The organism is Marinobacterium mangrovicola (assembly GCF_004339595.1).
In the GTDB taxonomy this organism is placed as follows: Bacteria; Pseudomonadota; Gammaproteobacteria; order Pseudomonadales; family Balneatricaceae; genus Marinobacterium_D; species Marinobacterium_D mangrovicola.
Window position 1 is genome coordinate 1373781 of the sequence record NZ_SMFU01000007.1, and the last position, 26020, is coordinate 1399800.

The following is a 26020-nucleotide window of genomic DNA, read 5'->3' on the forward strand; positions in this document are numbered from 1 at the left end:
CAGATAATATTTATCTTTTGAAAAGATAAATAAAAAATAAAGTATAAAAATAAAAAGGAAAAAACGTGAAAACAAACCTCATAAAACCTTCAGCTCTATTCTTTGGTGCCATCTTTTCTACCACTCAGGTAAACGCACTTGAAATGGTAGATAACTACCTGCGTACCGGATTCGGCACCTCCGATTGGACGGGCTCACAAAGCTGTTACCAACTATCCGGTTCTGGTGCGAAATATCGTTTAGGTAATGAGTGCGAACAATATATAGAACTGGGTTTCAAACAGGACTTTGGAACATTTAATGATGGTTCAACTGTTGGCTTCTACACCATGCCAGCCGCCCTAAACCCATTCAACCAAAAGGTCACATTTAAAACGGACGACGGGGGCTATGCTAAATTTCTGCAAGCCTACGCTTATTGGAACGATATCAGCGCTCTAAATGGCGGGAATATTTGGGTAGGCAACCGATACTACAAGCGAAAGTTTTCTTATCTTTCCGATTTTTTCTATTGGAATCAGAGCGCTATAGGTTTTGGCCTGGATAGCATTCCTATTGGTGGCCTGAAATACAGCTATGTATTTTCTCGTAGAGATAACATCTTCCAAAAAGACTATGTCACACGACACGATTTCAACATCGCCGGCTTCGATACTAACAAAGGGGGGGAGCTGGAGGTCGGCCTGAACTACCTTGCCAAGCCATCCAATGACGACAACGCTCATAGCGGTTGGTCGGTGAGTCTTCAGCATGTTCAATCGGGAATATTCGACCAGAATATCAGCAACACTTTTGCCGTTCAGTATGGTGTTGGGCCTGGCACCGCACTTGGCTATACGGGTGATATGTCTCTGGACAACACAGCAAAAAGCTGGCGCATGGTCGATCACTTCCTCTGGACTCACTCACCGAAGTTCCAGACAGCCTTCCAATTCGTATATCAAAACGACTCAGGACGGGGACAAGCGGATCAGAAGTGGATTTCTCTCGGCTTCCGCCCCGTTTATGCAGTCACTGAAACCTTTAAGCTGAGCTTTGAAGCGGGACTCGACTACGTAGATACAGATCCTGAAGACAAATACCTTGGCAAATTTACACTCGCCCCAACCTGGTCACCCGGCGGTCCCGGTTTCTGGACCAGGCCAGAGGTTAAACTTTATTACACCTATGCCACATGGAATGAAGCTGCACGCGATGCCGCCGAACCAGGCTCAGGCCTATCCAGTACAGGGCCTGCTGAGGGAGATACCCATTCGACGACCGTCGGCCTTCAGGTGGAATATAGTTGGTAATAAAGCGATAAATCCCCCATAAAAGGCGTTATTACGATTGGCATAACGCTACTCTTAGTGCCTATTCCAGCGAGGATAGGCACTTCTTTCAAAGCGATATAATTCATTAAGCCTGCGCGGCTTAAATCGAATATTAATATTCGATTTAAGTGCATAAAAATGCGTCTTATTTTTAAGATTGAATAAATATAGACGTATAAGATGAGCAAAAAATGCAAGAGTTCAAGCCGACACACCTGAAACTCTTGCGAGGAGTGCCCGAGCCGTGGGCTAAAAGAATGTGTAACTAGAGCGCAGAAAACTACTCAGGCTGCTAAAAAACCGCCGTCTACCGGAAGAGTGACACCGTTAATATATGAAGACATGGAAGAAGCGAGGAATACGACGGGGCCGATCAGCTCTTCTGGTGTACCGACTCGACCTGCAGGGGTACGGCTCAAAAATCCCGACAGGCGCTGCGGATTGTTTCGCGTCGCCTCGGTCATAGGCGTTTCGATAACCCCCGGTGCTATCGCATTTACCCGTACACCGTAAGATGACAGCTCACGAGCGAGAGCCTGAGTCAGCATTTTCACTCCGCCTTTCGAAGGTGAGTAGCCAAGCGTATCCGCTACGCCAACAAAGGAAGCGATGGAGCCAACATTGATCACTGTGCCCCGGGTTTCCTTCAAAGCATCCAGCCAGGCGTAAGTAACGTTAAATGTTCCATTGAGATTAACGTCGATCACTTTCTGCCAATTCTCGACGGCCCGCTCACTATCGATGCCTTCCCGAATAATGATTCCGGCATTGTTTACGATAATATCGACTGCGCCAATTTCAGCGCCTACGCTTCTCGCCAAAGCCAAGCAGGCATCAGAAGAGGTAACATCGAGTAAGAAAGCCCAGGCTTCACCGCCATCCTGGCGAATTAGCTCAGCAGTTTCGTGGACAGTGGCATTATTCACATCAGTCACAATTACTCGTGCGCCAGCCGCAGCAAGCCCGAGCGCTATTGCTCTGCCATTTCCCTGCCCTGCTCCTGTGACCAATGCTATGCGTCCCGCTAACAATGGGTTGTTAGTGTGGTGAGTCATGCTATTCGAACCCTCATGTTTTTTGTTATTTGAAGAAATGTTCGTCAACTTGATCAGGTCTTCGCGTTACTCACCGCTGAACCTTCACAACCCTGCAATAGAATAAAGCTCCGAAACTTAGCCTCTCAGGTCACCCCAATCGGAGTTATGCCTTGTCGTGCTCCAGGGTTACCGCGCTAGAGGAAAACGCGAGTATGTCGACGCACTCCAGCTAACCGCCTGACTATTTTCAGGGATAGGATCACACTAACATCATAATTCATCATTAGCAAATGCATTAGTTATTAACTATTTTATTAGTTTATAGAGTGTTTATTAGATATTAACTCAAAGGAGCCATCCCAATGGCCCGTGCATCTCTGCTATCATCCGTACCTTCTATGTGTATATCCAAGGTACTAATTGAGTGAAAACACGTCGCGGAATTCAGTCGATAGAGGTCGGGGGACAGCTTCTCCGAGTGCTGGTCACCTGTGGTAAACCCATGGCATTACGCGATGTCGCAAAACAGGCTGATATGACAACAGCAAAAGCGCATCCCTATATGGTCAGCTTTTGCAACCTCGGCCTGGTCAAGCAGGATCCAGATAACGGTCTTTACGAGCTTGGCCCTTTCGCTCTGCAGTTAGGACTGGTCTGCCTGCAGCGTTTAGACGCCGTTCAGGAGGCCCGCCCCGAACTCAAAGAGCTGGCGGCGAAAACCGGCCAATCGATCGCCATAGCGATCTGGGGAAATATGGGGCCCACCATTGTGGCAATGGAGGAATCAAGCTACCCGATCCATGTAAACCTTCGGGTCGGTGCGGTGATGTCACTGATGGATACCGCCACTGGACGGGTATTTGGCGCTTTCCTGCCGCCGAAGATGACCGAGAAGCTCGCAAACGAGGAAAACAAAAGACTTTCCCCTGAAGATGCAACGAAGCGGGGCAACGTCATGAAAGAGTTTGAGGAGTCACTCAATGACATACGTGCACACATGCTCGCACAAGCTGTCGGCTACCCTGTCCCCGGTATAAACGCACTTAGCGCGCCTATATTTAATCACGATGGAAACGTGGTCCTCGCCCTGACCGCGATGGGTCCTGCTGGAGCGTTCGATGCATCACTGGATGGCGATATAGCCAACCGGTTACGTCAGGCAGCGCAAAACGTTTCTGAACGACTTGGGTACGGCGTAGGCGAACAAGCACTCTCATAAGGGCCAGCGCTTTTAGCGATCAGCCCCCTACTACACTTGTCCGCAGACCCTATGCAGAAGTTGACGGCCTCAATCAGCTCACCCTCTGCAGTCTGAAAAATGGAATCAAGAGCCCGAGGTGGGATGGGCATACTGGACGCATTTATCTGACCGGCGCACCAGAGAGCTCACCAAACTACAGGCTATCAAGCATCTGGTTGCAGGTGGCCAGCGGCGCTGCGAACGGCGAATACTCTGTGGCCGACACATCCACATTGATCGCCTTTTCACCCTCGAAGGTGATGATCATCTCGCACTTTCCCTGGGTCGCCTTTTTGTTCTGGATCATATCTGAGTGATAGGTCCAGACACTTCTGTTACCTCCGATGTTCTCTACGGTGCGGGGCTCGCCCAGCGCCTGATGCAGTGCTTCAGGGTTCTGTTTGATCAGGTAATCGCTGACCTCATCGGCAGTGACAAAACGGCTGTTTGTCGTCGTACAGCTTGCTGCAACGAGGCCAAACATACTCACAGTGAAAAGTCTCTTGAGGTTAACCATCGAGCCTGGTCCTTCTGGTATCCGGTGTTATGAAATATCTACTGAGTCTCACTTTCTGCGAAACAGTTCACTGATCCGCCTCTTTAATCTTTGTGTCGCGCTGACTCCTTAACCTAAGCCTTAACCAAAGTGCACCTGCCCCCTTCGGAAATAGCAGGTAATCTGCTACTTTAAACGCCCGTTGGGATTTTGCGTCGAACAGGGAAGCGATACGCATGAAGGATTCGCGGTTAACTGGGCATACTTTAGTGAACAAATTTTTGGGTTTCAGCACGGCTGCGCTCTTCTGTCTGGCGACCAGTATTGAGGTCAGTGCCGCAGGTGAGAGCGCTAGCAAGACTCCTCGACTCACCTCTGAGCAATTCAAGATTCAGGCACGCATGGCTCAGCTGCATGCTGAAGCGGATGGGCAACCGAGCATCAGCTTCAGCCCCGAACTTATGGCCGCAGCGGCGGCGGACCCTTCGCTTGCATCGGTGCTGGATGACGCCCAAGAGCGGTTTAAACTGATCAAAGCTGAGCGCGGAGAAAAACAGGCTGAGCTGCGCCGCCGAATAGAAAGCGCCAAGAACTCTATCGACGTTCAGCAGCAAGAGTTGACGGATAACCGTAACCGTCTGGCGATGGTGAGCCGGAAGCTTGAAAGCCTGGAACCCGCGGTTGAGAAAGGGCTGATCGGGGAAAATTACCTATCCGCTCTGAACAGCGAGGTTGAGCAACTGACCGCGCAATGCGATGGCCTGGAAGATAACATCGCCCAGATCAAATGGAACGTAGCGGAGTATTCGCTGCAGCTATCGGAACAGGATGCGGACAGACGCAGAGTCGTTCAGGCACAACTCGAGGCCCTTGAATCACGCAAACGTCAGGCCGAGAGATTCGAGGAAGAGTTGGTTGCCAGTGAAACGTCGATCCAGCGGCAAGCCTATCCGGCTCCCGAGTCGCAGAGTTACCCGCACAGCTCCATGGAGTAGCGAACGCTGCTCCAGCCCCCGCTTAGGAACACAATTCCGCGTGAGAAAAACCGATAAAAAGACCGAGAACGCCATACGCCTGGCATTAACCGAGGCCTGCGAGATCGCTCTGACCCGGTACCCTGGCTTTGAGTGGCTGACTCATCTGGTCGATTACAACCGCTTCCCCGAGTCGCTGACGGTGGTCTGTGTCTTTGACACAACTGCCAATCTGGCAAAGACCGACCAACAGGCGCTCAGTACACTTATTCAGGACAAGCTGGCCGCGATTGAAATCCGCGTTAAAAATCCGCGTCGACTGGTTCGCTTTGATTCCGAGGAAAGCTGCCTCGCTCAGCATGAAGGTCGCTGGCAGGAGCGACTGAGCCGGTTCACTGTCCACTGATAAGCCCCTCTCATACGCCCACAGATAGATCGGATGGAGTCAGGTGCTGTCGTCGTGCGCCCAGCAAACCCCAGCCAACTTGAATGAAGGGAGTGTTATGGAACCTATAGACTGGAGCGATTTTCAGAAGATCGATATCCGCGTTGGTACGATCGTCGAGGTAGAGGATTTTCCGGAAGCGCGCCGCCCGGCTTACAAGCTCAAGGTCGACTTCGGTGAGGAGCTTGGCATCAAGAAATCCAGCGCCCAGATCACCGATCTGTATACGAAGGAGTCTCTGCTCGGCAAACAGGTGCTGGCGGTGGTGAACTTCCCGCCGAAGCAGATCGGCCCGATCATGTCCGAGTGCCTGGTGACCGGCCTGCACCGCCCCGATGGGTCGGTCGTGCTTTCCAGCGTGGATATGGACCTGCCCAACGGGGCTCGGCTGGCATAAACCGCTGAGCACTCTGGGCCAGCGTAGATTGACCCGCTTTGCGCGAACAAAACGCATAAAAAAGCCGCGTCCTTACAGACGCGGCCCTAACACTCCGGTGATTAATCTTATTCTTATCAGCGCATCCTATGCGTGTTGCACCAATCCGTGGCCGTCCATGATCTCTTCAATCTCTGCCAGGCTCGCCGGATCATCGATGGTGGACGGAATGGTGTATTCCTGACCATCGGCGATCTGACGCAACAGCTTGCGCAGGATTTTGCCTGAGCGGGTTTTTGGCAGACGCTGTACGATGATCGCCCGGCGGAAGCAGGCGATCGGACCGATCTCCTTACGCACCATCGCAACCAGCTCGGTCTGCAGCTGCTCTTCATCCTCTTCGGCACCATCTTTCAGCAGCACCAGGCCGATCGGCTCCTGCCCTTTCAGCGGATCGTTGATACCGATCACCGCACACTCAGCCACGGCCGGATGCGCGGCTACGATCTCTTCCATCTCGCCGGTGGAGAGACGGTGGCCGGCCACGTTTATCACGTCATCGGTGCGCCCCATGATGAAGACGTAACCCTCTTCATCCTTGTAACCGCCATCACCCGAGGTGTAGTAGCCGGGGAAGTCAGATAGATAGCCGGTGCGGAAACGCTCGAAGTCGCCCCAGATGGTCGGCAGGCAGCTCGGTGGCAGCGGCAGCTTCAGAGCGATGGAGCCTTGCTCGCCGGCTGGCAGTTCCTGGCCGTCGACACCGAGAATTTTGACGTTGAAACCCGGCACCGGCAGCGTGGACGAACCCGCCTTCGGCTCTTTCGGTTCGATACCCATCAGGTTACCGCAGATGGCCCAGCCGGTTTCGGTCTGCCACCAGTGATCAACGACCGGCTTGCCGGTTTTAGCGACGGTCCAGTCATAGGTAGGTGGGTCCAGACGTTCGCCAGCCATAAAGATGGTCTGTAGTGAAGACAGATCGTATTTGTTGATCTGTTCCGCTTCCGGGTCTTCCTTCTTGATGGCACGGAAGGCGGTCGGTGCGGCAAACAGCGCCTTCGCCTTGTACTCTTCAACCACGCGCCAGAAAGCGCCGGCGTCCGGAGTGCGTACCGGCTTGCCCTCGTAAACGATGGTGGTGCAACCGGCCAGCAGCGGGCCATAGACGATATAGGAATGGCCAACAACCCAGCCCACATCCGAAGCGGCCCAGAACACGTCGCCCGGCTGCATGTTGTAGATCGCCTTCATGGAGTATTTCAGTGCCACGGCGTGACCGCCGTTATCACGCACTACCCCTTTCGGCTTGCCGGTGGTACCTGAGGTGTAAAGGATATAGAGCGGATCGGTGCCTTTGACCGGCACGCAGTCGGCTGGCTCGGCCTTTTCCATCTCGAGCGCCCAGTCCAGATCGCGGCCTTCCGTCAGATTGGCGATCGCCTGTTCGCGCTGCAGGATGATGCAGGCATCCGGTTTGTGCGCCGACATCTCGATCGCCTGATCCAGCATCGGCTTGTACTCGATTACTTTGGCGACTTCGACACCGCAGGAGGCAGACACCACCACCTTGGGCTCCGCATCGTCGATACGTACCGCGAGTTCATGGGGCGCAAAGCCACCGAATACAACGGAGTGGATCGCACCGAGACGCGCCACTGCCAGCATGGCGATCAGCGCTTCCGGTATCATCGGCATGTAGAGCACAACCCGGTCGCCCTTGGTCACGCCCTGCGCCTTAAGCACGCCGGCAAAGCAGGCAACCTGATCGCGCATCTCGCGGTAGGTCAGCTGGCTTTTAGTGCTGGTAACGGGGGAATCATAGATAAGAGCTGCCTGGTCGCCCCGACCATTCTCAACATGATAATCCAGCGCCATGTAGGCAGTGTTCATCTCACCATCGGCGAACCAGCGGTAGATGCCGTTTTCATCAGTAGAGAGGATCGTTTGGGGTTGGGTGTACCAGGGAAGATCAGACGCTTTTTCCGCCCAGAAACCTTCCGGATTCTCGACAGACTTGCTGTATTCGGCTTGGTAGGACATGACACAGGTCCCTTTTATCTAATTGTTAGACGCTGAATTTGTCAGGGGTATTATGATTTATTGTTGACACATCCCCATCGTCGCCATGCCACTGTAGCTAAAGAATTGGATAAAAGAGATACGACAAAAGGCGTAATTTTTGTATGCATTATCAACAAATACTGCAACTGCAGTAATCAGAGCGTGATTTCGGTGACCGACGTCAATTTTTCTACCCTATTCATGAAAGAGGCAAAGTGTCGACACTTTAACAATCTACCCGCTAACCCAGACACTTCGGCCTTCGTCTCGGAAAACACCAGCGCCGACAAATCCACAGATACTCTCACCGGGCCCCCAGCAACCCGATGAGCACGCCCCCCATCCATTGCAACAACGGCTGCTTAAATAGTCTCTTGTCATAGATAAACCCCTACCGCTATGCTCCTAAAAACAACGTTTGTGATGGGCAACAGTTAATGGGTCTCGGTTGGGTTTCAGCGCTGGTGGGTATTGCGGTTCTTGCCGGCGTTACGGTCAGAAAACGGGCCTCTATGCCCCCCGCCGACGTACCGCTGACGGACCATCTCACTCAGGCGATCCTGCGCATAGAAGCCGACGGCCTTATCAGCTACGCCAACCCCGCTGCCGCCCGCCTGCTCGGCTACGAGCTGAGTGCGCTGATAGGCCTCAGTGTTGAAGCCCTGGTACCTGAGCAGCACCGTCATCATCACGACCACTGGCGCAAGGCATTCAACCAGTCCGGTCGTTCACGCCCCATGAATCAGCTCGGCTCTCTAATCGCCCGTCACCAGTCGGGCCGTGCAATCCCCGTGCATATCGAACTCTCTTCAATTCCAGGCCCTGCTTCTAAACGGGTTGTTCTGGCTACGCTGATCCCCCGAGACGATAACGCCGTGGTAATGGAGCAGCTGCAGCAGGATGCCGGTGTCGGCACCTGGGAATGGGACCGTGAAAAGGACCAACTCAGCTGGTCAGAGGGCGTCTATGCCATGTTTGGCCTGGATCCGAACAAGTTCGAAGCCAGCTATGAAGCGTATATCAGCGTGGTACATCCCGAAGACCGAGAATCAGTAACGCGCCACGTTAACGCTTCAATGGAAAACAACGAAGCCTACGAAATCGAGTACCGAATTATCCGCGACGGCGAAACCCGCCATCTGCTGGAGCGCAATTACCTGCATCCCGATAGCGATGGCGTGATCCGTCATATGTGGGGCAGCATTCTCGATATCACCGATAAGCGCCGCTCCCAAAGACGGCTGCAACTGGCAGAAACCGTATTCAGCCACTGCGCTGAGGCTATTCTGGTGTTTGATGAACAGCAGCAACTGGTGCGCACCAACCGCGCATTGCTGGATATGATCCACTGCAATGAGGAGCAGGCCAGCAGCCTCAGTGTATCCGCGCTGCTCAGCCGGCCCGACTTCTCCGCACCGCTTGATCTGGCGACACTGCTGGAAAACACCAGCGGCCAGGAATGGCGGGGCGAACTGCTGCTGTTATCCCGCGCCGGAGAACCTGTGCCTGTTCTCGCATCGCTGGTCCGGCAGGAAACCGCCGAAGAGCAGCACCGCCCGTACATTCTGGTCTGCACCGATATCCGACAGCTCAAAGCCCAGCAGGCCAGGTTGCGTCATCAGGCGATGCACGATGTGCTGACCGGACTGCCGAACCGGCGTCTGTTTGCCGAGCACCTGGAAAAGACGATCGCCGCCAGCAAACGCTCCGGCAAGCGGCTTGCGGTGATCTATATCGACCTGGATGGTTTCAAGAATATCAACGACACCTATGGCCATGAGGCGGGCGATACGCTGCTAAGGGAGATCGCTAGCCGACTCCGGTCGCTGATTCGTGAAAGCGACACCCTGGCGCGCATCGGTGGCGATGAATTCGCCCTCATCCTGCCGGAATGTGGCAATGACGAGATGCTGGAAGAGGTACTGGAACGTTTGGTCAGCCACGGCGCCTATCAATTCAATCAGCTGGCGGTCACCCTGAGCCTGGGTGCTGTCTGTTACCCGGACCACAGCCGGGAGAGCACCGAACTGCTGATCCTCGCCGACCAGACCATGTACCGTGCCAAATACAGCGGCAAGAACCGATACCTGTATGAGCGTAAAGGCTGCAGCGATTAGAGCGTCAGCTCGTAATGGAGGAATTCACAATCCTCCTGATAACCTTCGGACTTGTAGAGCCGCTGAGCGACTCTGTTGCTCCTGGCGGTAAACAGCTCCACCAGGCAGCACTCTTCAGCAGCTGCGACCTCCCTGACATGCCTCAGCAACGCCCTGCCAGCACCTAGCCCTCGAGCCTCTTGCACCACATACAGATCGCTCAACAGCCAGCTTGGCCTGCACTCAAGTGAGGCGAAACCCGGGTAGCACTGCACGAAACCACAGATCTCCGCCCCCTTTCGCGCAACAAAAAGAGAGCTATCACCCGCAGCCAGCCGTGCGCCGATAAAGCGCTCGGCTTTATCCCTGTCCGCCGGGTAACCGTAAAACTGGCGATATTGATCAAACAACTGGGCCAGAGCGGCTCTATCGGTGTCACGTGCGGGCTGTATTTCGATACCGCTGGATCTAACACGCTGCATACTTCGCTCCTGAAGGTTTGCAAGAAATCTAACACAGCGAGAGTGCTGCCGCTGAACGCCTTAGCGCTTGAGCCAAGCCATTAGCTCATTACCCAAACAAGCCGCCTGCGCTTTACCCCAACCTGCTGCAACTGCTAAAACCTTGCATTCAAGCCGCACGCAGAAAACAGGGAGATTCTGATGAACAACCGTATTCTGGAGATCCACGGTATAGATCCGCGTATCAAGGCAACCTTCGGCGCCCTGCCGCCCAACAACATGCGCGATTTCGACAGCCGTGAAGATCTGATCGGCGCCGCGAACAGCGACAAGGCCAACGCTACCCGCGCTTTGTTCAATCAGTTTCTCGAGGCTAACGATAGCCCGGCGATCTCTCCGGATAGCGGACTGTTGATCCAGGATTACCAGTTCACCTCTCAGCCTGACGGCAACCGCTGTAACCTGCGCTTCATCCGCCCGGATACTGGCGAACGCCTGCCCTGCGTTTACTACATCCACGGTGGCGGTATGCAGTTCATGTCCTGCTATGACGGTAACTACCGCGCCTGGGGCAAGCTGCTCGCGCGCAGAGGTGTGGCAGTGGCCATGGTGGATTTCCGTAATGCGGTCGTGCCCTCCTCGGTACCGGAGATCGCGCCTTTCCCCGCCGGGTTGAACGACTGTGTCAGTGGACTGGAGTGGCTCTGGCAGGAACATGCTGCACTGAATATCGACCCTGCCCAGGTGGTGATTTCCGGCGAAAGCGGCGGCGGTAACCTGGCGATCGCAACGACCATGAAGCTTAAGCAGATGGGGCAGCTGGACCGAATCAAGGGACTGTTTGCGCTCTGCCCCTATATTGCCGGCGAGTGGCCTCAGGCAAAGTACCCCTCCTCATCGGCGCTGAATGGCGTCATGCTGGAGCTGGATAACAACCAGGGAAGAGTCGGCTACGGCATAGAAGCCTTTGAACAGAAGAACCCGCTGGCCTGGCCGGGGTTTGCCACTGAAGAGGATGTGACCGGCTTCCCGCCCACGGTGATCAGCGTTAACGAATTCGACCCGCTGAAAGATGAGGGGATCGAGTTCTATCGACTGCTGTTGCGGGCCGGGGTGCCGAATGTGCGCTGTCGCGAAGTAAAGGGCACGATTCACGGAACCGAGCTGTTCCCGATGGTGTGCCCGGAGATCTCGGCGGACACGGCGGCATGTCTGGTGGACTTCTGCCGCCGCTAATCCAACCAATCAGTCGAAAAGATCGCGGCTGATGGAGCCCGCTACAACCAAGCTGTCCAGTTTCTGCCGGGCAGCCGTCTCATCAAGGCCGTAGCGTTCGGCGATCAGGACGATAAAGGCCTCATCGGCGCTGCGGCCCAGGGTGGATGCACGGCCACAGATATAGACTCGGGCGCCCTTCTCGATCCACTCCATGACATCGCTGCCGGCCTCTCTGAGACGGTCGGTGACATAATGACGATCTTCCGGATCCCGGGAGAAAGCGGTATCCAATCGTGAAATCACACCGGAACCTTGCCAGTCAGCCAACTCCTGGGCATAGAGATAATCGCCATTACGAAAGCGGTTGCCGAACATCAGCCAGACCGGCCCGGCATTTTTGATCGCTGCACGCTGCTCGATAAAGCCGATAAAGGGAGCAATACCGCAACCTGCCGCGATCAGGATGATCGGGGTGCTGACATCCTGTGGCGGGTTGAAACGTTCATTATGTGCCACCTGCACACGGCGCTTTTCGCCGGGCTGAAGATTCAGACAAAGATCGCTACTGGCGCGACCCAGCACCTCTTTCCCCTGTTCATCCTGATAGCTCAGCAGGGAGACACTCAGGCGAATACGGCCCGGTGTAACCGCAGAATCGGAACCGATGGAGTAACTGCGCGGACGCTCGCCTTCACCGGGCTGATGCATCAGCAGGTCACCGGGTTTGAAGCTGACATTTTCCGGCACCTGCAGCTCAATGCTGTAGTTCGCAGGGCAGCTTTCATGCTGAGTCTGATCGAGCTGTTTACGGCCAACCAGCACCGCGTCCTGGCCGGTATCGACCGCATCGACAGCAGCACCATCCACATCAAGTTTCCAGCCAAAACGCTGCGACAAACCGTTCAGCCAGTCACGCCAGGGCTGTTCCGGTGACTGATCCACTTTAACCGGTGCCTCCAGTTCATCGGCACCCGCCTCAAGCAGTGCACGGCGCAGTTTCATACCACCGCCGCAGAAGTCGTCATAACGGCTGTCACCCAGAGCGACGATACTGAATTTAGCCCCCGCCATCGCTCCAGCATTCAAAGCGGATGCCCAGCCGCGGGTGTTCTCCGGCAGCTCACCTTCACCGGTGGTGGAGGCCAGCACCAGCACCTGATCGTAACGCTGCCACTGTGCCGGACCGAAAGCCGCCAGACCGCCAAAGTCCACCGGGATATGACGACGTTTGAAGCAATCCAGCGTGGTTTCCGCCAAACGCTGGGCAGTGCCGGTCTGAGAGGCGTAGACAATGAGGGTTTTCGCGCCTTCGCTGAGGCTTACCTTGCGCCCAGCCGCACGGCGGCGATACCAACTAATAAAGCCGGTTACACTGAGGCCCAAAAGCAGTGCTCCGGCGACAAAGTTCAGCCAACCCGACCAGGCGCCAGCCCAGGTACCCTCATGCAAAGACTTGGAAGAAAACTGCTGCGGCTGTAAAAGATGAACCTCTGAGGCTGTCACCAAAAGCGTTTGATCTGCGGTAGAAAGCATCACCGAGCCAAATTTGAATCGGCGCGCGCTCTCCAGCGTAGAGAGATCCACCCGGTCTCCGGCAAGCCGCAGTGCGTCAGTCAGCTTAACGGTTTCATGCCGTCCCGGGCTGATCGGTAGCGGCGTCTGCCAGATATGCTGCGTCATCATGACGCCGGTGAGTGGCAACAGCAGCGCCAGCGGAAACAACCAGGCCCCCAGCTGGTGATGCCAACCGATCAGCGTCTTGCGAAACTTCGGCCAGCCCAGAAAAATGCCGGCAACGACAATTCCAAGCATCGCCCAGGTGGCGATTTCAATAAACCAACCCAAGCCCAGCAACAACGATTTGTGGAAGGATTTGGTCACTCCAAAAACCTCCGCCGCAACATCGCTCTCACCGGGGAGTTGTTCCCCCGTCCGCAGATCCACAACGCCCATCGGCCCCAGATTCCAGGCGGTTTCGCCGGCACGACTGAGGCTACGCACACTCTGCTCCGGGTCCATCGATTCGAGTGCCGCTGTCAATGCCGTGGTATCCACGGCCGTCTGATAGCTCACGGCTCCACCACCCTCAACCACAGGCTTAAGCGCAAGCACCATCCCGCTGACAATGATAAGAACGAAAACTGGAAACAACACCAGTCCGATCCAGCGGTGCAGCTGCAGTAACAGAGCTTTCATACTTTCTATCCCTGGTAATACGTTGATTAATCTACATTCCCCGATATTTTAAAGGGATTACTAATTAAGCTGCGTAAAATGAACGTAAAGTTGGGTTAAGATTCAGTGATCTAGGCTGATTATGGACATCGCCAAGCGGGCCCAAACGAAGACTGACAGATCACTGTTGCGGTGCCATTTTCTAGATAGAGAGGAGTTGCCGGCGACTGCCCTCAACCCGTCCGACATAAGCGCAGAACAACACTAAGACAGACCTTTAGACTAGGGAAAGCCAAATGCGCCAGGTCACACAAGCATCCCTGTTCGGCAGGGTCGATACCCTGAGCGAACGCCTCTACCAACTGCACCATGACCTGCTGGATCACATCCCGCATATAGCCCGCATCGCCTGCGCGCTCTATGACCCCGACACCGATCTGTTGAAGACCTTCATCAACTGCACAACTGAAGGTAAGGCGATCAACGCTTACGAATACCGGCTAGCGGCCAGCCCGACGCTGTCCGAGCTGGCCAGGAACAGAACCTGCCGTGTCATCGATCAGATCAGCAGCGAAATTGCGCCGGGCAGCGCCCACTCGGACTGGCTGCTGGAACAGGGTTACCAATCATCCTTCACCATGCCGATGTTCAGCGGCGAACAGCTGCTGGGATTTATTTTTGTCGACAGCAAACTGACATCATGCTTCAACGCCAAGGCCCAGCGCGATCTTGCACTCTTCTGTAACCTGATCGTGATGGCGATCGACTCGGAGTTCCGCGCCATTAAATCTCTGCTGGCCACAGCCCAGGCGGCCCGCGAGTTCGCTCACCTGAGAGACTTCGAAACCGGTTCTCATCTTAAACGGATGGCGCGCCTGTCACGCCTGATCGCCAGAGCCGTTGCCGAACGACACCAGCTCAGCGACGAAGTAATCGAACACATCTATCTTTTCGCGCCGCTGCACGATATCGGCAAGATCGGCATTCCCGACCGAATTCTGTTGAAACAGGGCAGCCTCAGCGATGATGAGCGGGTCATCATGGAGCAGCACGTCGAGAAAGGGGTGCAGATTCTGCACAAGGTACTGGGCGACTATGAACTGGAGCACCTGAGCGATTCAAAGCTGATGCTGAACATCGTCGCCTATCACCATGAATTTATGGATGGCTCTGGCTACCCCAACGGCCTGCTCGGTGACGAAATCCCGGTCGAGGCGCGTATTATCACCGCCGCCGATATCTTCGACGCTCTCACCAGCGCACGCCCTTATAAGGCGCCCTGGTCACCAAGCGATGCGCTTGAAGAACTGGAGCGGATGGCCAGGGCCGGCAAACTCGATCCCGAGTGTGTCGATGCGATCCGCAGTAATTTCGATGAGGCGTGCCGGATTATTACCGAGCTTTCCGATTAAGTGAGGGAAAGTTGGCGACCGGAAAATAGCCGCTGCGGCATGCTGACCCAGAAGACACGACACGCTTATAACCATAGCGATAAGAGTAAAGATCCACCTGCTATGCAGGTGGCTTTGCATCAAGCTCCCGATAAGGGAGCCTGGGTAAACCTACCGACGAATGCCGGGATCACCGATGCTCGGCTGCACCGAAGGGGATGGATTGCTGCGCTCAGATAGCCATGAGACCTCGAGCCCCGTTATCGATATGGCATGAGAAAAAGCATGGCCTCGACTAAACGATCACCATCTCCATAAGAGGTGTTTTAAGAGCGACAATAAAAAAGGACGCCCCAAGGCGCCCTTTCTATGCGTTACAAACCCAGGTCTTACAACGCTGAGCGGAATACCTCGGCCACTTCCGCGTCAGTCAGAGTACGCGGGTTGGTCAGGCGGCAAACGTCTTTCTGCGCGTTTTCCACCATGGTCGGGATATCTTCCTCCTTCACGCCCAGCTCAGACAGGGTTTTGGGAATACCCACATCCTGCGCCAGCGCTTCGATGGATTCGATCGCCAGCATGGCGGCTTCGCGTTCAGACAGTCCTTCGGTGATCTCACCCAGGGCGTCGGCGATATCGGCGAAACGCTCGGTTTTGGCGATCAGGTTAACGCGGCAAACATGCGGTAGCAGCAGCGCGTTGCAGACACCGTGCGGCAGGTTATAGAAACCCCCGAGCTGGTGCGCCATGGCATGCACATAACCGAGGCTTGCGTTGTTGAACGCCATACCGGCCAGATACTCCGCGTAGGCCATCTTGTCGCGGGCTTCCATGTCTTCGCCACGGGCCACTGCTTTCCGCAGGTACTGGCCGATCAGGCGGATCGCCTGCAGCGCACAGGCATCGGTGATCGGGGTTGCGGCGGTGGATACATAGGCCTCTACGGCGTGGGTCAGTGCGTCCATACCGGTAGCGGCGGTCAGTGCCGGCGGCATATCGACCATCAGCTCCGGATCGTTGATAGCGATATCCGGTGTCACACGCCAGTCCACGATCGCCATTTTCACATGGTTAGAGGTGTTGGTGATGATAGTGAAACGGGTCATTTCGCTGGCGGTACCGGCGGTGGTGTTAACCGCGATGTACGGTGGCAGTTTTTCCTTCGCCTGATCCACACCTTCGTAGTCATGAATCTTGCCGCCACCGGTGGCTACCAGGCCTACCGCTTTACAACAGTCATGGGCGCTACCGCCGCCCAGAGAGATCAGCATATCGCAGCCGTGTTCCCGGTAAACCGCCAGCCCCTCTTCCACATTGGTATCTGTGGGGTTGGGCACGGTGCCGTCGTAAACCACGCTCTCGATACCGTCACTACCGAGTAGTTCGGTCAGGCGTGCGGTGTAACCCAGTGCAGTCATACCCTTATCTGCAACTACCAACGGCTTTTTGCCACCGAGCGCGCGCACGCGGTTCGGCAGATCCTGAAAGCATCCAGCCCCCATCAGGGATACATTGGGGACAAAAAATTCCTGAGTAGCCATGGTACGTACCTCCATTTATGTCATTAACGGATGCTGCAATCCAACACATAGAGCAACTGCATCACTGGTAACCAGTGTAGTGACCGAAATCGGTTAACACGTTGATCTGAAGCGGGAAAAAGCTTGAAAACCGACACTCTTTTGCAAACGCTCAGTTGCATAAAATGTATTTGAAACACATCTGCGACATATGTGAGCGGTTCTCACGACAAAATGAGAGAGGCTCAGGGAGTTAGCGGTCGTTTTGCAGTACAATGTGCGCCCTGAGTTTTAACCGGACCTATGGAAAGCGACACGTGAGCGACACCAATTTGCCAAACACCCTGCGCGCCACTCTGGAAAGCACCCTGAAAAACCGCATCATGATTCTTGATGGCGGTATGGGCACACAGATTCAGTCACTGGGGCTGGAAGAAGCCGATTACCGTGGCGAACGTTTTGCCGACTGGCACCTGGATGTAAAGGGTAACAACGACCTGCTGGTGCTCACCCAGCCGACCATGATTCGTGATATCCACCGCCAGTATCTCGAAGCGGGCGCCGATATCATCGAGACCAACACGTTCAACGCCACGCAGATCGCTATGGCGGACTACGAGATGGAATCGCTTTCGCGCGAGATCAACGTGGTGGCCGCGCGTCTGGCAAAAGAGGCCTGCGCCGAGGTTAGCGCCAAAACAGGTACGCCCCGTTACGTGGCTGGTGTACTGGGCCCAACCAACCGTACCGCCAGTATCTCACCGGATGTGAACGACCCGGGCTACCGTAACGTTACCTTCGATGCACTGGTGGAAGCCTACACCGAGTCCGTCGACGGACTGGTCGAGGGTGGCTCCGATATCATCCTGATCGAAACTATTTTTGACACCCTGAACGCCAAGGCGGCGATCTTTGCGGTCGAGCAGTACTTCGACGATCACGATATCCGTCTGCCGGTGATGATCTCCGGTACCATCACCGACGCGTCCGGCCGTACCCTTTCGGGCCAGACCACCGAAGCGTTCTGGAACTCCATTCGCCACGCAAATCCGATCAGCGTCGGCCTCAACTGTGCACTCGGTCCGAAGCAGCTGCGTCAGTATGTCGAAGAGCTGTCCCGCGTGGCAGATACCTTTGTATCCGTGCACCCCAACGCGGGTCTGCCCAACGCCTTCGGTGAATACGATGAAACGCCGGAAGAGATGCGCGACGAGATCCGCGAATGGGCCCAGTCTGGCCTGGTGAACATCGTCGGCGGCTGCTGCGGTACCACACCCGAGCATATCCGCGTGATCCGCGAAGGCCTGCTGGATCAGGACCCGCGTGAACTGCCGGAACTGGCGGTTGAGTGCCGCCTGTCCGGTCTGGAGCCGATGAACATCGGCGCCGACACCCTCTTTGTGAACGTCGGTGAGCGTACCAACGTCACCGGTTCCGCCCGCTTCCGCCGCCTGATCAAGGAAGGCGACTACGAGACCGCGCTGGAAGTGGCGCGTCAGCAGGTGGAGAACGGCGCCCAAGTGATCGATATCAACATGGATGAGGGGATGCTCGACGCCATCGCGGCGATGAACCGTTTCCTCAACCTGATCGCCTCCGAGCCCGATATCTCGCGTGTGCCGGTGATGCTCGACTCCTCCAAGTGGGAAGTGATGGAAGAAGGCCTGAAGCGTATTCAGGGCAAGGGGGTGGTCAACTCCATCAGCTTGAAAGAAGGCGAAGAGAAGTTTATCGCCCAGGCACGCAAGATCCGCCTTTACGGTGCTGCCGTGGTCGTAATGGCGTTTGATGAGACCGGCCAGGCCGATACTTACGAGCGCAAGATCGAGATCTGCGAACGCTCCTACCGGGTGCTGGTCGACAAGGTTGGCTTCCCGCCGGAAGATATCATCTTCGACCCGAACATCTTCGCCATCGCCACCGGTATCGAAGAGCACGACAACTACGCCGTGGACTTCATCAACGCCACCGGCTGGATCAAGAAGAACCTGCCCTACGCCAAGGTGTCCGGCGGCGTCTCCAACGTGTCGTTCTCCTTCCGCGGCAACGACAAGGTGCGTGAGGCGATCCACTGCGTATTCCTCTACCACGCCATCCAGAAAGGGATGGACATGGGTATCGTCAACGCCGGCCAGCTGGCGATTTATGACGACCTGCCGGAAGATCTGCGCGAACACGTTGAAGATATCGTGCTGAACCGTCGTGAAGACGGTACCGAACGGATGCTGGAGCTGGCCGAGAAATACCGGGGCGGCGCGTCTGAATCCTCCGTGCAGCAGGATCTGGCGTGGCGCGACTGGCCGGTCAACGAGCGTCTGTCTCACGCCTTGGTCAAGGGCGTGGCCGACTATATCGACGAAGACGTTGAAGAGTGCCGCCACAACTATGAGCGCCCGCTTCAGGTGATCGAAGGCCCGCTGATGGACGGCATGGGCATCGTCGGCGACCTGTTCGGTTCCGGTAAGATGTTCCTGCCGCAGGTGGTCAAGTCCGCCCGCGTCATGAAAAAGGCCGTGGCCTACCTGATGCCTTACATCGAGGAAGAGAAAGCAGGCAACGCCAGCAGCTCCGCCGGTAAGGTGATCATGGCCACCGTTAAGGGCGACGTGCACGATATCGGCAAAAACATCGTCGGCGTGGTGCTGCAGTGTAACAACTTCGAGATCATCGACCTGGGCGTCATGGTGCCGGCCGAGAAGATCCTGCAGACCGCCCGTGACGAGAATGCCGATATCATCGGTCTCTCCGGCCTGATCACACCGTCACTGGATGAGATGGTCCACGTAGCGAAAGAGATGCAGCGTCAGGGCTTCACCATTCCGCTGATGATCGGTGGCGCCACCACCTCCAAGGCGCACACCGCGGTGAAGATCGAGCCGAACTACAAGAACAACCAGGTGGTGCATGTCACCAACGCCTCCCGTTCTGTCGGCGTTGCCTCCGCCCTGCTGTCGGAAACCCGCCGCGAAGCGTTCGTTACCGAGATTCAGGCCGACTATGCCGCGGTACGTGAGCGTCACGCAGCGCGTCAGAACGACCAGCGCCGGGTAACCATCGAAGCCGCCCGCGACAACTGCTTCAAGATCGACTGGGATAACTACACCCCGCCGAAGCCGATGCAGCCAGGCATCCAGGTGTTCGATGACTACGACCTGGAAGAGCTGAGCCACTACATCGACTGGACGCCGTTCTTCCAGTCCTGGGAACTGGCCGGCCGCTTCCCGCGCATTCTCGATGATGAGATCGTCGGCGAAGAAGCGCGCAAGCTGTATGAAGACGCCAGGGTGATGCTGCGCGATATCATCGACAACAAGAAGCTCAAGGCCCGTGCCGTCATCGGTCTGTTCCCGGCCAACTCTGTCGGCCACGACGATATCGAGCTCTACACCGATGACAGCCGCGATACCGTGAAGATGCGCCTGCATCACCTGCGCCAGCAGATGCAGAAGGTCGAAGGCAAGCCGAACATGTGCCTCACCGACTTTGTCGCACCGAAAGAGAGCGGCAAAGAGGATTACGTCGGTGCCTTCGCGGTGACCGCCGGCATCGGTATCGACGAGATCGTCGCCGCGTATGAAGCCGATCACGACGACTACAACTCGATCATGATCAAAGCGCTGGCCGACCGTCTGGCGGAAGCCTTTGCCGAGCGCATGCACGAGCGCGTGCGTAAAGAGTTCTGGGGCTACGCTGCCGAAGAGAGCTTCGAGAACGACGATCTGATCCGCGAGCGCTACACCGGCATCCGTCCGGCACCGGGTTACCCCGCCTGTCCGGATCACACCGAGAAGGCACTGCTGTGGGAACTCCTCGACGTGGACAACACCGCTGGCATGACCCTGACCGACAGTTACGCCATGCTGCCGACCGCCGCGGTCAGCGGCTGGTACTTCAGCCATCCTGACTCCACCTACTTTGGTGTAGCCAAGATCAGCGAAGATCAGGTCGAAAGCTACGCCAAGCGCAAAGGCATGAGCATGGATGAAGCCGAACGCTGGCTGGCGCCGAACCTGGGCTACGAGCCGGAACAGGGCTGATAACCGATAAGAAAGATCAAACGGCGCGGGCTAATCCCCGCGCCGTTTTTGTTTTATGGCCGTCAGATCTCTAAGGTCCGCCTTGGCCACCCACCTATCTGCCAGCACACCAGGTTCGGCTCATCATCGCCAGAAGCATGCAAACCAGTACAGCTGCCACCAGGTTGTATAGCATCCCCGCAACGAAGGCCGATACATACTGACCCGCTTGCACGCCCATCTCCTGATCAGCTCCCAGCTCCGCAACAAACAAAATACCGACCACCGCCACACCTAATGCCGCGCCGACCTGCTGAACCGTCGAAATTACACCCGATGCCATCCCTGCCTGCGACTCCTCGACAAAGCCGAGCACCAGGTTAAGCAGCGGCGTCATGATAATGCCCTGTCCGGCGCCTACCATTATCAATACAGGAATTAGCCTGGTCGGTTCCAACGCTGCACCCGCCAGATATACCTGCGTAATCAGCAACCCAATCGACACCGCATACACCAGTGCGCCAAAGACTAAGGCACGGGAACCCAAGCGCGCCACCTGACCTGGAGCAGCCAGGGATGCCAGTAGAAAGCCGAGGCTGCAGGGGGCAAAGATGCTCCCTGCGATAAACGGATCAAGCCCTAACCCGTTCTGCACCAGCAGAGCGAAACAGAGAAAAAATGAACTGGACGTTGAATAGACCAGTAGCACCAGCACAGCGCCCAGTGCGAAACGTCGCTCTGTGATTAAACCCATATTCACCAAGGGTAGTCGCCCAGCAATACGCCTCCGCTCCTGTTGCCGGTAAAACAGCAGGAGAACGAGCACCCCGGCACACAACGCCCATAGGCTCCAGGCTGGCCAGCCCTGTCCGGCTCCCTCGATCATCGGCACCAGTAATAGCGTAAGCGCCGTGCTGACCAACGCAACGCCCGTCCAATCCAGGGCCGAGCGCTGCGGAGATCGGGATTCTGGGATGTGACGCGCCATTGCGATGGCGATTAGGCCGATAGGCACATTGATGAGAAAAATGCTGCGCCAGCCCGACCCAAACAGGTCGATATATACCAGCCATCCACCCAGCACCTGGCCAGCAATAGCAGCCAGCCCCAGTGTCATACCCAGCAGACCGAAGGCACGGGAGCTGTCGTTTGCATCGAAGTTAACCCGGATGGAGGCATAAACCTGCGGGAACAGCAAAGCAGCCGCCAGCCCCTGTAACACCCTCGCGCCGATCAGGAAGGTGGCGCTGGGCGCCAGTCCGCATAACGCTGACGCCAGGGTGAAGCCTGCCATACCGATAACAAACAGGCGCCGGCGGCCAAACAGGTCGCCCAGCCGACCACCCGTAATCAGCATAACGCCGAACGCCAACTCGTAACTGACAACGATAAGGCTTATCTGCGCAAAGCTCGTTCCCAGTCCGGCCTGCATACTGGGAATGGCGACATTGACTACAAACAGGTCGAAAATTGTCACAAAGCCCGCCAGTAACAGCACCGACAAACCAAGCCAGGGTGGGCTACTGATAGCCTGCGCGGCCATGGCGGAAGGACAGAAATTTGATCTCATCTAGTATCTCCAGTGTTATCCAGGCTTCAGATGCGATCATTCTCACCGCCCTTTTAAAGGGTTACAATTTAACCATTTATACTATTACTAAAAGCAACTCGATAACGATGCGAACACTCAAGCGAACCCGTCACGACCTGGCTGACTTCCTGCGTGCACGCAGGGAGCGGCTATCACCTGCCGAAGTAGGCCTGCCCAGCGGAAGCCGTCGTCGCACCCCGGGACTACGCCGGGAAGAGGTCGCGGCACTAGCCGGTGTTGGTCTCACCTGGTACACCTGGTTGGAACAGGGACGTGACATTGGAGTTTCGGCGGCGTTTCTGGACAGTCTGGCTCGAGTACTCAAGCTGAATGCGGCAGAGCGACGTCATCTGTTCTTGCTGGCCCATGAGCGCCCGCCGGCCGAACCGGGAAAAACCTGGTGCGTACTACCGCCGATGGTGCGCCGCCTAATGCACGATCTGCCGCATCCTGCTTTTGTGCTCAATCTGCGATGGGACGTACTGGGATTCAATGCGCACGCCGAGCGGGTCTTCAGCTTTGAAAAGCATCCCCCGGAACGGCGCAACCTGCTCTGGCTACTGTTCACCGATGCAACGCTGCGCGAACTGTTCGTCAATTGGGACGAGCAGGTACCGCTCATGCTGTCGAGTTTCCGCCGTGACTTCGCACGCGCCACAAATGAACCCGATATTAAGGAGTTGGTGGACGAACTCGAAAGGGTCTCGCCCGAGTTCAAGTCATTTTGGCGCCAGCACGATGTCCATGCCCCCTGCACGGGCGTGCGCCGGTTGATGCTCAATGGTAAAGCTGAGTCATACGAGCATACCTCTCTGACCATCGATGAAGATCGACACCTGCGACTGGTGATCTACATGCCGCAACAAGGCGGCACTATATCCTCCGCCTGAACCAAATCGAGTTATTCACGACGTTCATCCCCGTTGCAAAGAAGCAGGCGGATCTACTTTTACAGTTCCTCCAGTGGGCGCTCCCTTCAGGCATTTGCCGGTTATTCACCTAGCAAGCCACCTGCTCTACTCTTTGACCTTTAATGCACTCTATTGAGGTTACATAGCTGACGGATACTGCACTTGATGATGCATGCCGCACCCAATAAGTGCATCCAGGTCGCTTCAACGACTGCGCGTGTCGCCGTTAAAACAGCCCTTCCTGTTCGTATACATACAGAAAAACATCTATAGCCAATTGTTTTTATTAAACAAAAACGATTTTGCCAATTTGCGATACCGTTTTGGTATCTACTTTGCAAATACACTACTGAGCACAAAAAATTCCCCTGAGTATATTTTTTAGGGGCCAAGCGGTCGGTAGAGGTTTTTCCATGGTAGCGACATCCGGGTCACAAACTACCCAGAGCCAGGGCTACAAATATATGTTGGGTAGCCGCACCTATCAGTTCTCTGATCTTAAAGAGCTGATGGCCAAGGCCACTCCCGCCCGTTCCGGTGACCGGCTTGCCGGTGTCGCCGCCGAATCCGCCGAGGAACGAGCCGTCGCCCAGCGTGTACTCGCCGAGGTACCGCTGAAGCAGTTTTTGCAGGAAGCGCTGATCCCCTACGAACAGGACGAGATCACCCGTCTTATCATGGACGATCATAGCGCCGAGGCTTTCGCACCGATCTCTCACCTGACGGTAGGCGACTTTCGGAACTGGCTGCTCAGCGATGAAGCCAGCAGCGAAGTGCTTACCAGCGTGCGCGACGGTATCACGCCGGAAATGGCTGCTGCGGTAAGCAAGTTAATGCGTAACCAGGACCTGATACTGGTCGCAAAAAAATGCCATGTCGCCAGCGCATTCAGAGACACCATCGGCCTGCCGGGCCACCTTTCCACCCGCATCCAGCCCAATCATCCTACCGATGATGCCACCGGTATCGCCGCCAGCATTCTCGATGGCCTGCTCTACGGTAATGGCGATGCGGTGATCGGTATCAACCCGGCAACCGATAACGTCGCCCAGGCCACCAAACTGATGCAGATGATGGATGCGGTCATTCAGGAATATGAAATTCCGACCCAGTCCTGCGTCCTCACCCATGTAACCAATACGCTTGAAGCGATCGAACAAGGCGCTCCCGTGGACCTGGTGTTCCAGTCTATCGGCGGTACTGAAGCCACCAACTCCAGCTTCGGCTTCAATCTCGCCAACCTGGCCGAGGCTCGCGACGCCGCCCTGTCGCTGAAACGCGGTACCGTGGGCGACAACGTTATGTATTTCGAAACCGGCCAGGGCAGCTCACTGTCGGCCGATGCCCACCATGGCCTGGACCAGCAGACCTGTGAAGCCCGCGCCTACGCGGTCGCCCGCAAGTTCAAGCCGCTGCTGGTTAATACCGTGGTCGGCTTTATCGGCCCCGAGTACCTGTTTGACGGCAAGGAGATCATCCGCGCCGGTCTGGAAGACCATTTCTGCGCCAAACTGCTCGGTCTGCCGATGGGCTGCGACATCTGCTACACCAACCACGCCCAGGCCGATCAGAACGATATGGATACCCTGTTGACGCTGCTGGGAGTCGCCGGATGCACGTTCATCATGGGGATCCCCGGCTCCGACGACATCATGCTCAATTATCAGACCACCTCCTTCCATGATGCGCTCTACGCTCGCCGCGCTCTGGGCCTGAAACCGGCTCCGGAGTTTGAGCAGTGGCTGACGCGGATGCAGATTTTCCAGGACGCCGGTCGCTTCACGCCCAGCGCCGAGCTTCCCGCTTCTTTTGTTAAACCCCTGCAGCGTGCACTGGGAGGCAACCACTGATGAGCCAGACCGATAAGCAGTTCGTCACTCCCAACCCCTGGCAGGCACTGCGCAGCTATACCGATGCACGTATCGGCCTCGGCCGTGCTGGGGTGAGCCTGCCCACGTCCGAGCTGCTCGACTTTCAGCTCGCCCATGCCCTGGCACAGGACGCGGTGCACCAGCCTCTGGATGTGGCGGCGCTGCTGGAACAGCTTAATCCACTGATTTACGACTGCGGGCTTGATCCCTGCCATACGTTGCAGAGCCGGGTACCGGATCGCCCCACCTACCTGCAGCGCCCCGACCTGGGCCGCCGTCTGGATGAGAACTCCGCCGAACTGTTACGCCAGTACTCCTTCAGCAACCACCGTGCCTATGACCTGGCGATAGCGGTGGTCGATGGCCTCTCCTCCCGCGCGATTGCCGAAAACACCCTGCCGTTTCTCTCAGAACTCTGCGCCTCGCTGAAGGACGATGCCGAAGAGTGGAGCGTGGCACCTTTGAGCATAGTCACCCAGGGCCGCGTGGCGATCGGAGATGAAATTGGCGATCTGATTAACGCCCGCGCGGTGCTGGTGATGATCGGTGAACGTCCGGGGCTCAGCTCTCCCGACAGCCTGGGTCTTTACCTGACCTGGGACCCGCGTGTGGGCCTGAACGATGCCCGCCGAAACTGTATTTCCAACGTCCGCAAGGCGGGCCTGGATTACCCCGACGCGGTACGCAAGCTGATGTACCTGCTGAAGGAATCACGCCGGATGCAGCTATCCGGTGTGCAGCTGAAAGAGCGCTCCGAAGAGCCGGTGATCGACGGTGCGCAAACGCAACAAAACTTTTTGATTTCAGACGTAAAACCCTAAAAAA

At 56.1% G+C, this 26020-nt stretch carries 19 protein-coding genes; 12 read left to right on the plus strand and 7 right to left on the minus strand.

Going from position 1 to position 26020, the window contains the following annotated elements; genetic code table 11:
• Positions 1 to 65 precede the first annotated feature (65 nt).
• Positions 66 to 1292 (plus strand): maltoporin, encoded by a 1227-nt coding sequence (locus tag CLV83_RS07145; RefSeq protein WP_132289477.1) that lies wholly within the window; start codon positions 66 to 68, stop codon positions 1290 to 1292.
• Positions 1293 to 1597: 305 nt separating this feature from the next.
• On the opposite strand, the gene CLV83_RS07150 is transcribed toward CLV83_RS07145, so the two are convergent.
• Positions 1598 to 2368 carry an SDR family NAD(P)-dependent oxidoreductase gene (locus CLV83_RS07150; RefSeq protein ID WP_132290455.1) on the minus strand — a complete coding sequence of 257 codons (771 nt, stop codon included), beginning with the start codon at positions 2366 to 2368 and terminating at the stop codon, positions 1598 to 1600.
• Positions 2369 to 2774: 406 nt separating this feature from the next.
• Between CLV83_RS07150 and CLV83_RS07155 the strand changes: the two genes are divergently transcribed.
• Positions 2775 to 3569, plus strand: a complete 795-nt coding sequence (locus CLV83_RS07155) for an IclR family transcriptional regulator (protein ID WP_207894766.1) — start codon at positions 2775 to 2777, stop codon at positions 3567 to 3569.
• Between the two features lie 175 nt (positions 3570 to 3744).
• On the opposite strand, the gene CLV83_RS07160 is transcribed toward CLV83_RS07155, so the two are convergent.
• Positions 3745 to 4080, minus strand: a complete 336-nt coding sequence (locus CLV83_RS07160) for a hypothetical protein (RefSeq protein WP_132289480.1) — start codon at positions 4078 to 4080, stop codon at positions 3745 to 3747.
• Positions 4081 to 4355: 275 nt separating this feature from the next.
• On the opposite strand from CLV83_RS07160, the gene CLV83_RS07165 reads away from it, so the two are divergent.
• The 3 genes from CLV83_RS07165 (at position 4356) to CLV83_RS07175 (ending at position 5902) form a co-directional block, all read left to right on the plus strand.
• Positions 4356 to 5081: an HlyD family secretion protein gene (locus CLV83_RS07165; protein ID WP_132289483.1), complete on the plus strand. Its 726-nt coding sequence runs from the start codon at positions 4356 to 4358 to the stop codon at positions 5079 to 5081.
• A 40-nt stretch (positions 5082 to 5121) separates the two neighbouring features.
• Positions 5122 to 5466 (plus strand): hypothetical protein, encoded by a 345-nt coding sequence (locus tag CLV83_RS07170; protein WP_132289486.1) that lies wholly within the window; start codon positions 5122 to 5124, stop codon positions 5464 to 5466.
• 97 nt (positions 5467 to 5563) lie between these two features.
• Entirely contained in the window at positions 5564 to 5902 is a 339-nt protein-coding gene (locus tag CLV83_RS07175) for a tRNA-binding protein (protein WP_132289489.1), read from the plus strand.
• A 126-nt stretch (positions 5903 to 6028) separates the two neighbouring features.
• On the opposite strand, the gene CLV83_RS07180 is transcribed toward CLV83_RS07175, so the two are convergent.
• Positions 6029 to 7924 carry a propionyl-CoA synthetase gene (locus CLV83_RS07180; protein ID WP_132289492.1) on the minus strand — a complete coding sequence of 632 codons (1896 nt, stop codon included), beginning with the start codon at positions 7922 to 7924 and terminating at the stop codon, positions 6029 to 6031.
• A gap of 458 nt (positions 7925 to 8382) precedes the next feature.
• Here CLV83_RS07180 and CLV83_RS07185 point away from each other — a divergent pair, with 458 nt between their 5' ends.
• Positions 8383 to 10062 carry a diguanylate cyclase domain-containing protein gene (locus tag CLV83_RS07185; protein WP_132289495.1) on the plus strand — a complete coding sequence of 560 codons (1680 nt, stop codon included), beginning with the start codon at positions 8383 to 8385 and terminating at the stop codon, positions 10060 to 10062.
• Here CLV83_RS07185 and CLV83_RS07190 read toward each other — a convergent pair.
• Positions 10059 to 10523, minus strand: coding sequence for a GNAT family N-acetyltransferase (locus CLV83_RS07190; protein WP_132289498.1), 465 nt, complete (start codon positions 10521 to 10523; stop codon positions 10059 to 10061). The two genes, CLV83_RS07185 and CLV83_RS07190, sit on opposite strands and share 4 nt — an antisense overlap.
• A gap of 180 nt (positions 10524 to 10703) precedes the next feature.
• Between CLV83_RS07190 and CLV83_RS07195 the strand changes: the two genes are divergently transcribed.
• Positions 10704 to 11738 carry an alpha/beta hydrolase fold domain-containing protein gene (locus CLV83_RS07195; protein ID WP_132289501.1) on the plus strand — a complete coding sequence of 345 codons (1035 nt, stop codon included), beginning with the start codon at positions 10704 to 10706 and terminating at the stop codon, positions 11736 to 11738.
• Positions 11739 to 11747: 9 nt separating this feature from the next.
• On the opposite strand, the gene CLV83_RS07200 is transcribed toward CLV83_RS07195, so the two are convergent.
• The gene (locus CLV83_RS07200; protein ID WP_132289504.1) at positions 11748 to 13916 is read right to left on the minus strand and encodes a PepSY domain-containing protein; all 2169 of its coding nucleotides are present in this window, start codon (positions 13914 to 13916) and stop codon (positions 11748 to 11750) included.
• A 275-nt stretch (positions 13917 to 14191) separates the two neighbouring features.
• On the opposite strand from CLV83_RS07200, the gene CLV83_RS07205 reads away from it, so the two are divergent.
• Positions 14192 to 15307, plus strand: a complete 1116-nt coding sequence (locus tag CLV83_RS07205) for an HD-GYP domain-containing protein (RefSeq protein WP_132289507.1) — start codon at positions 14192 to 14194, stop codon at positions 15305 to 15307.
• Between the two features lie 368 nt (positions 15308 to 15675).
• On the opposite strand, the gene CLV83_RS07210 is transcribed toward CLV83_RS07205, so the two are convergent.
• On the minus strand, positions 15676 to 16827 hold the full coding sequence (locus tag CLV83_RS07210; protein ID WP_132289510.1) for an iron-containing alcohol dehydrogenase: 1152 nt from the start codon (positions 16825 to 16827) through the stop codon (positions 15676 to 15678).
• 296 nt (positions 16828 to 17123) lie between these two features.
• Here CLV83_RS07210 and metH point away from each other — a divergent pair, with 296 nt between their 5' ends.
• Complete coding sequence (gene metH, locus CLV83_RS07215) at positions 17124 to 20843, plus strand: methionine synthase (RefSeq protein ID WP_279387517.1); 3720 nt, start codon at positions 17124 to 17126, stop codon at positions 20841 to 20843.
• 94 nt (positions 20844 to 20937) lie between these two features.
• Here the strand turns inward: metH and CLV83_RS07220 are convergent, their stop codons facing one another.
• Positions 20938 to 22392, minus strand: coding sequence for an MFS transporter (locus CLV83_RS07220; RefSeq protein WP_132289515.1), 1455 nt, complete (start codon positions 22390 to 22392; stop codon positions 20938 to 20940).
• A 107-nt stretch (positions 22393 to 22499) separates the two neighbouring features.
• On the opposite strand from CLV83_RS07220, the gene CLV83_RS07225 reads away from it, so the two are divergent.
• The 3 genes from CLV83_RS07225 (at position 22500) to eutC (ending at position 26016) form a co-directional block, all read left to right on the plus strand.
• Positions 22500 to 23303 carry a helix-turn-helix transcriptional regulator gene (locus tag CLV83_RS07225; RefSeq protein ID WP_132289517.1) on the plus strand — a complete coding sequence of 268 codons (804 nt, stop codon included), beginning with the start codon at positions 22500 to 22502 and terminating at the stop codon, positions 23301 to 23303.
• 434 nt (positions 23304 to 23737) lie between these two features.
• On the plus strand, positions 23738 to 25174 hold the full coding sequence (locus CLV83_RS07230) for an ethanolamine ammonia-lyase subunit EutB (RefSeq protein WP_132289520.1): 1437 nt from the start codon (positions 23738 to 23740) through the stop codon (positions 25172 to 25174).
• Complete coding sequence (gene eutC / locus CLV83_RS07235; protein ID WP_132289523.1) at positions 25174 to 26016, plus strand: ethanolamine ammonia-lyase subunit EutC; 843 nt, start codon at positions 25174 to 25176, stop codon at positions 26014 to 26016. Before CLV83_RS07230 ends, eutC begins: the two co-directional genes overlap by 1 nt.
• Positions 26017 to 26020 lie beyond the last annotated feature (4 nt).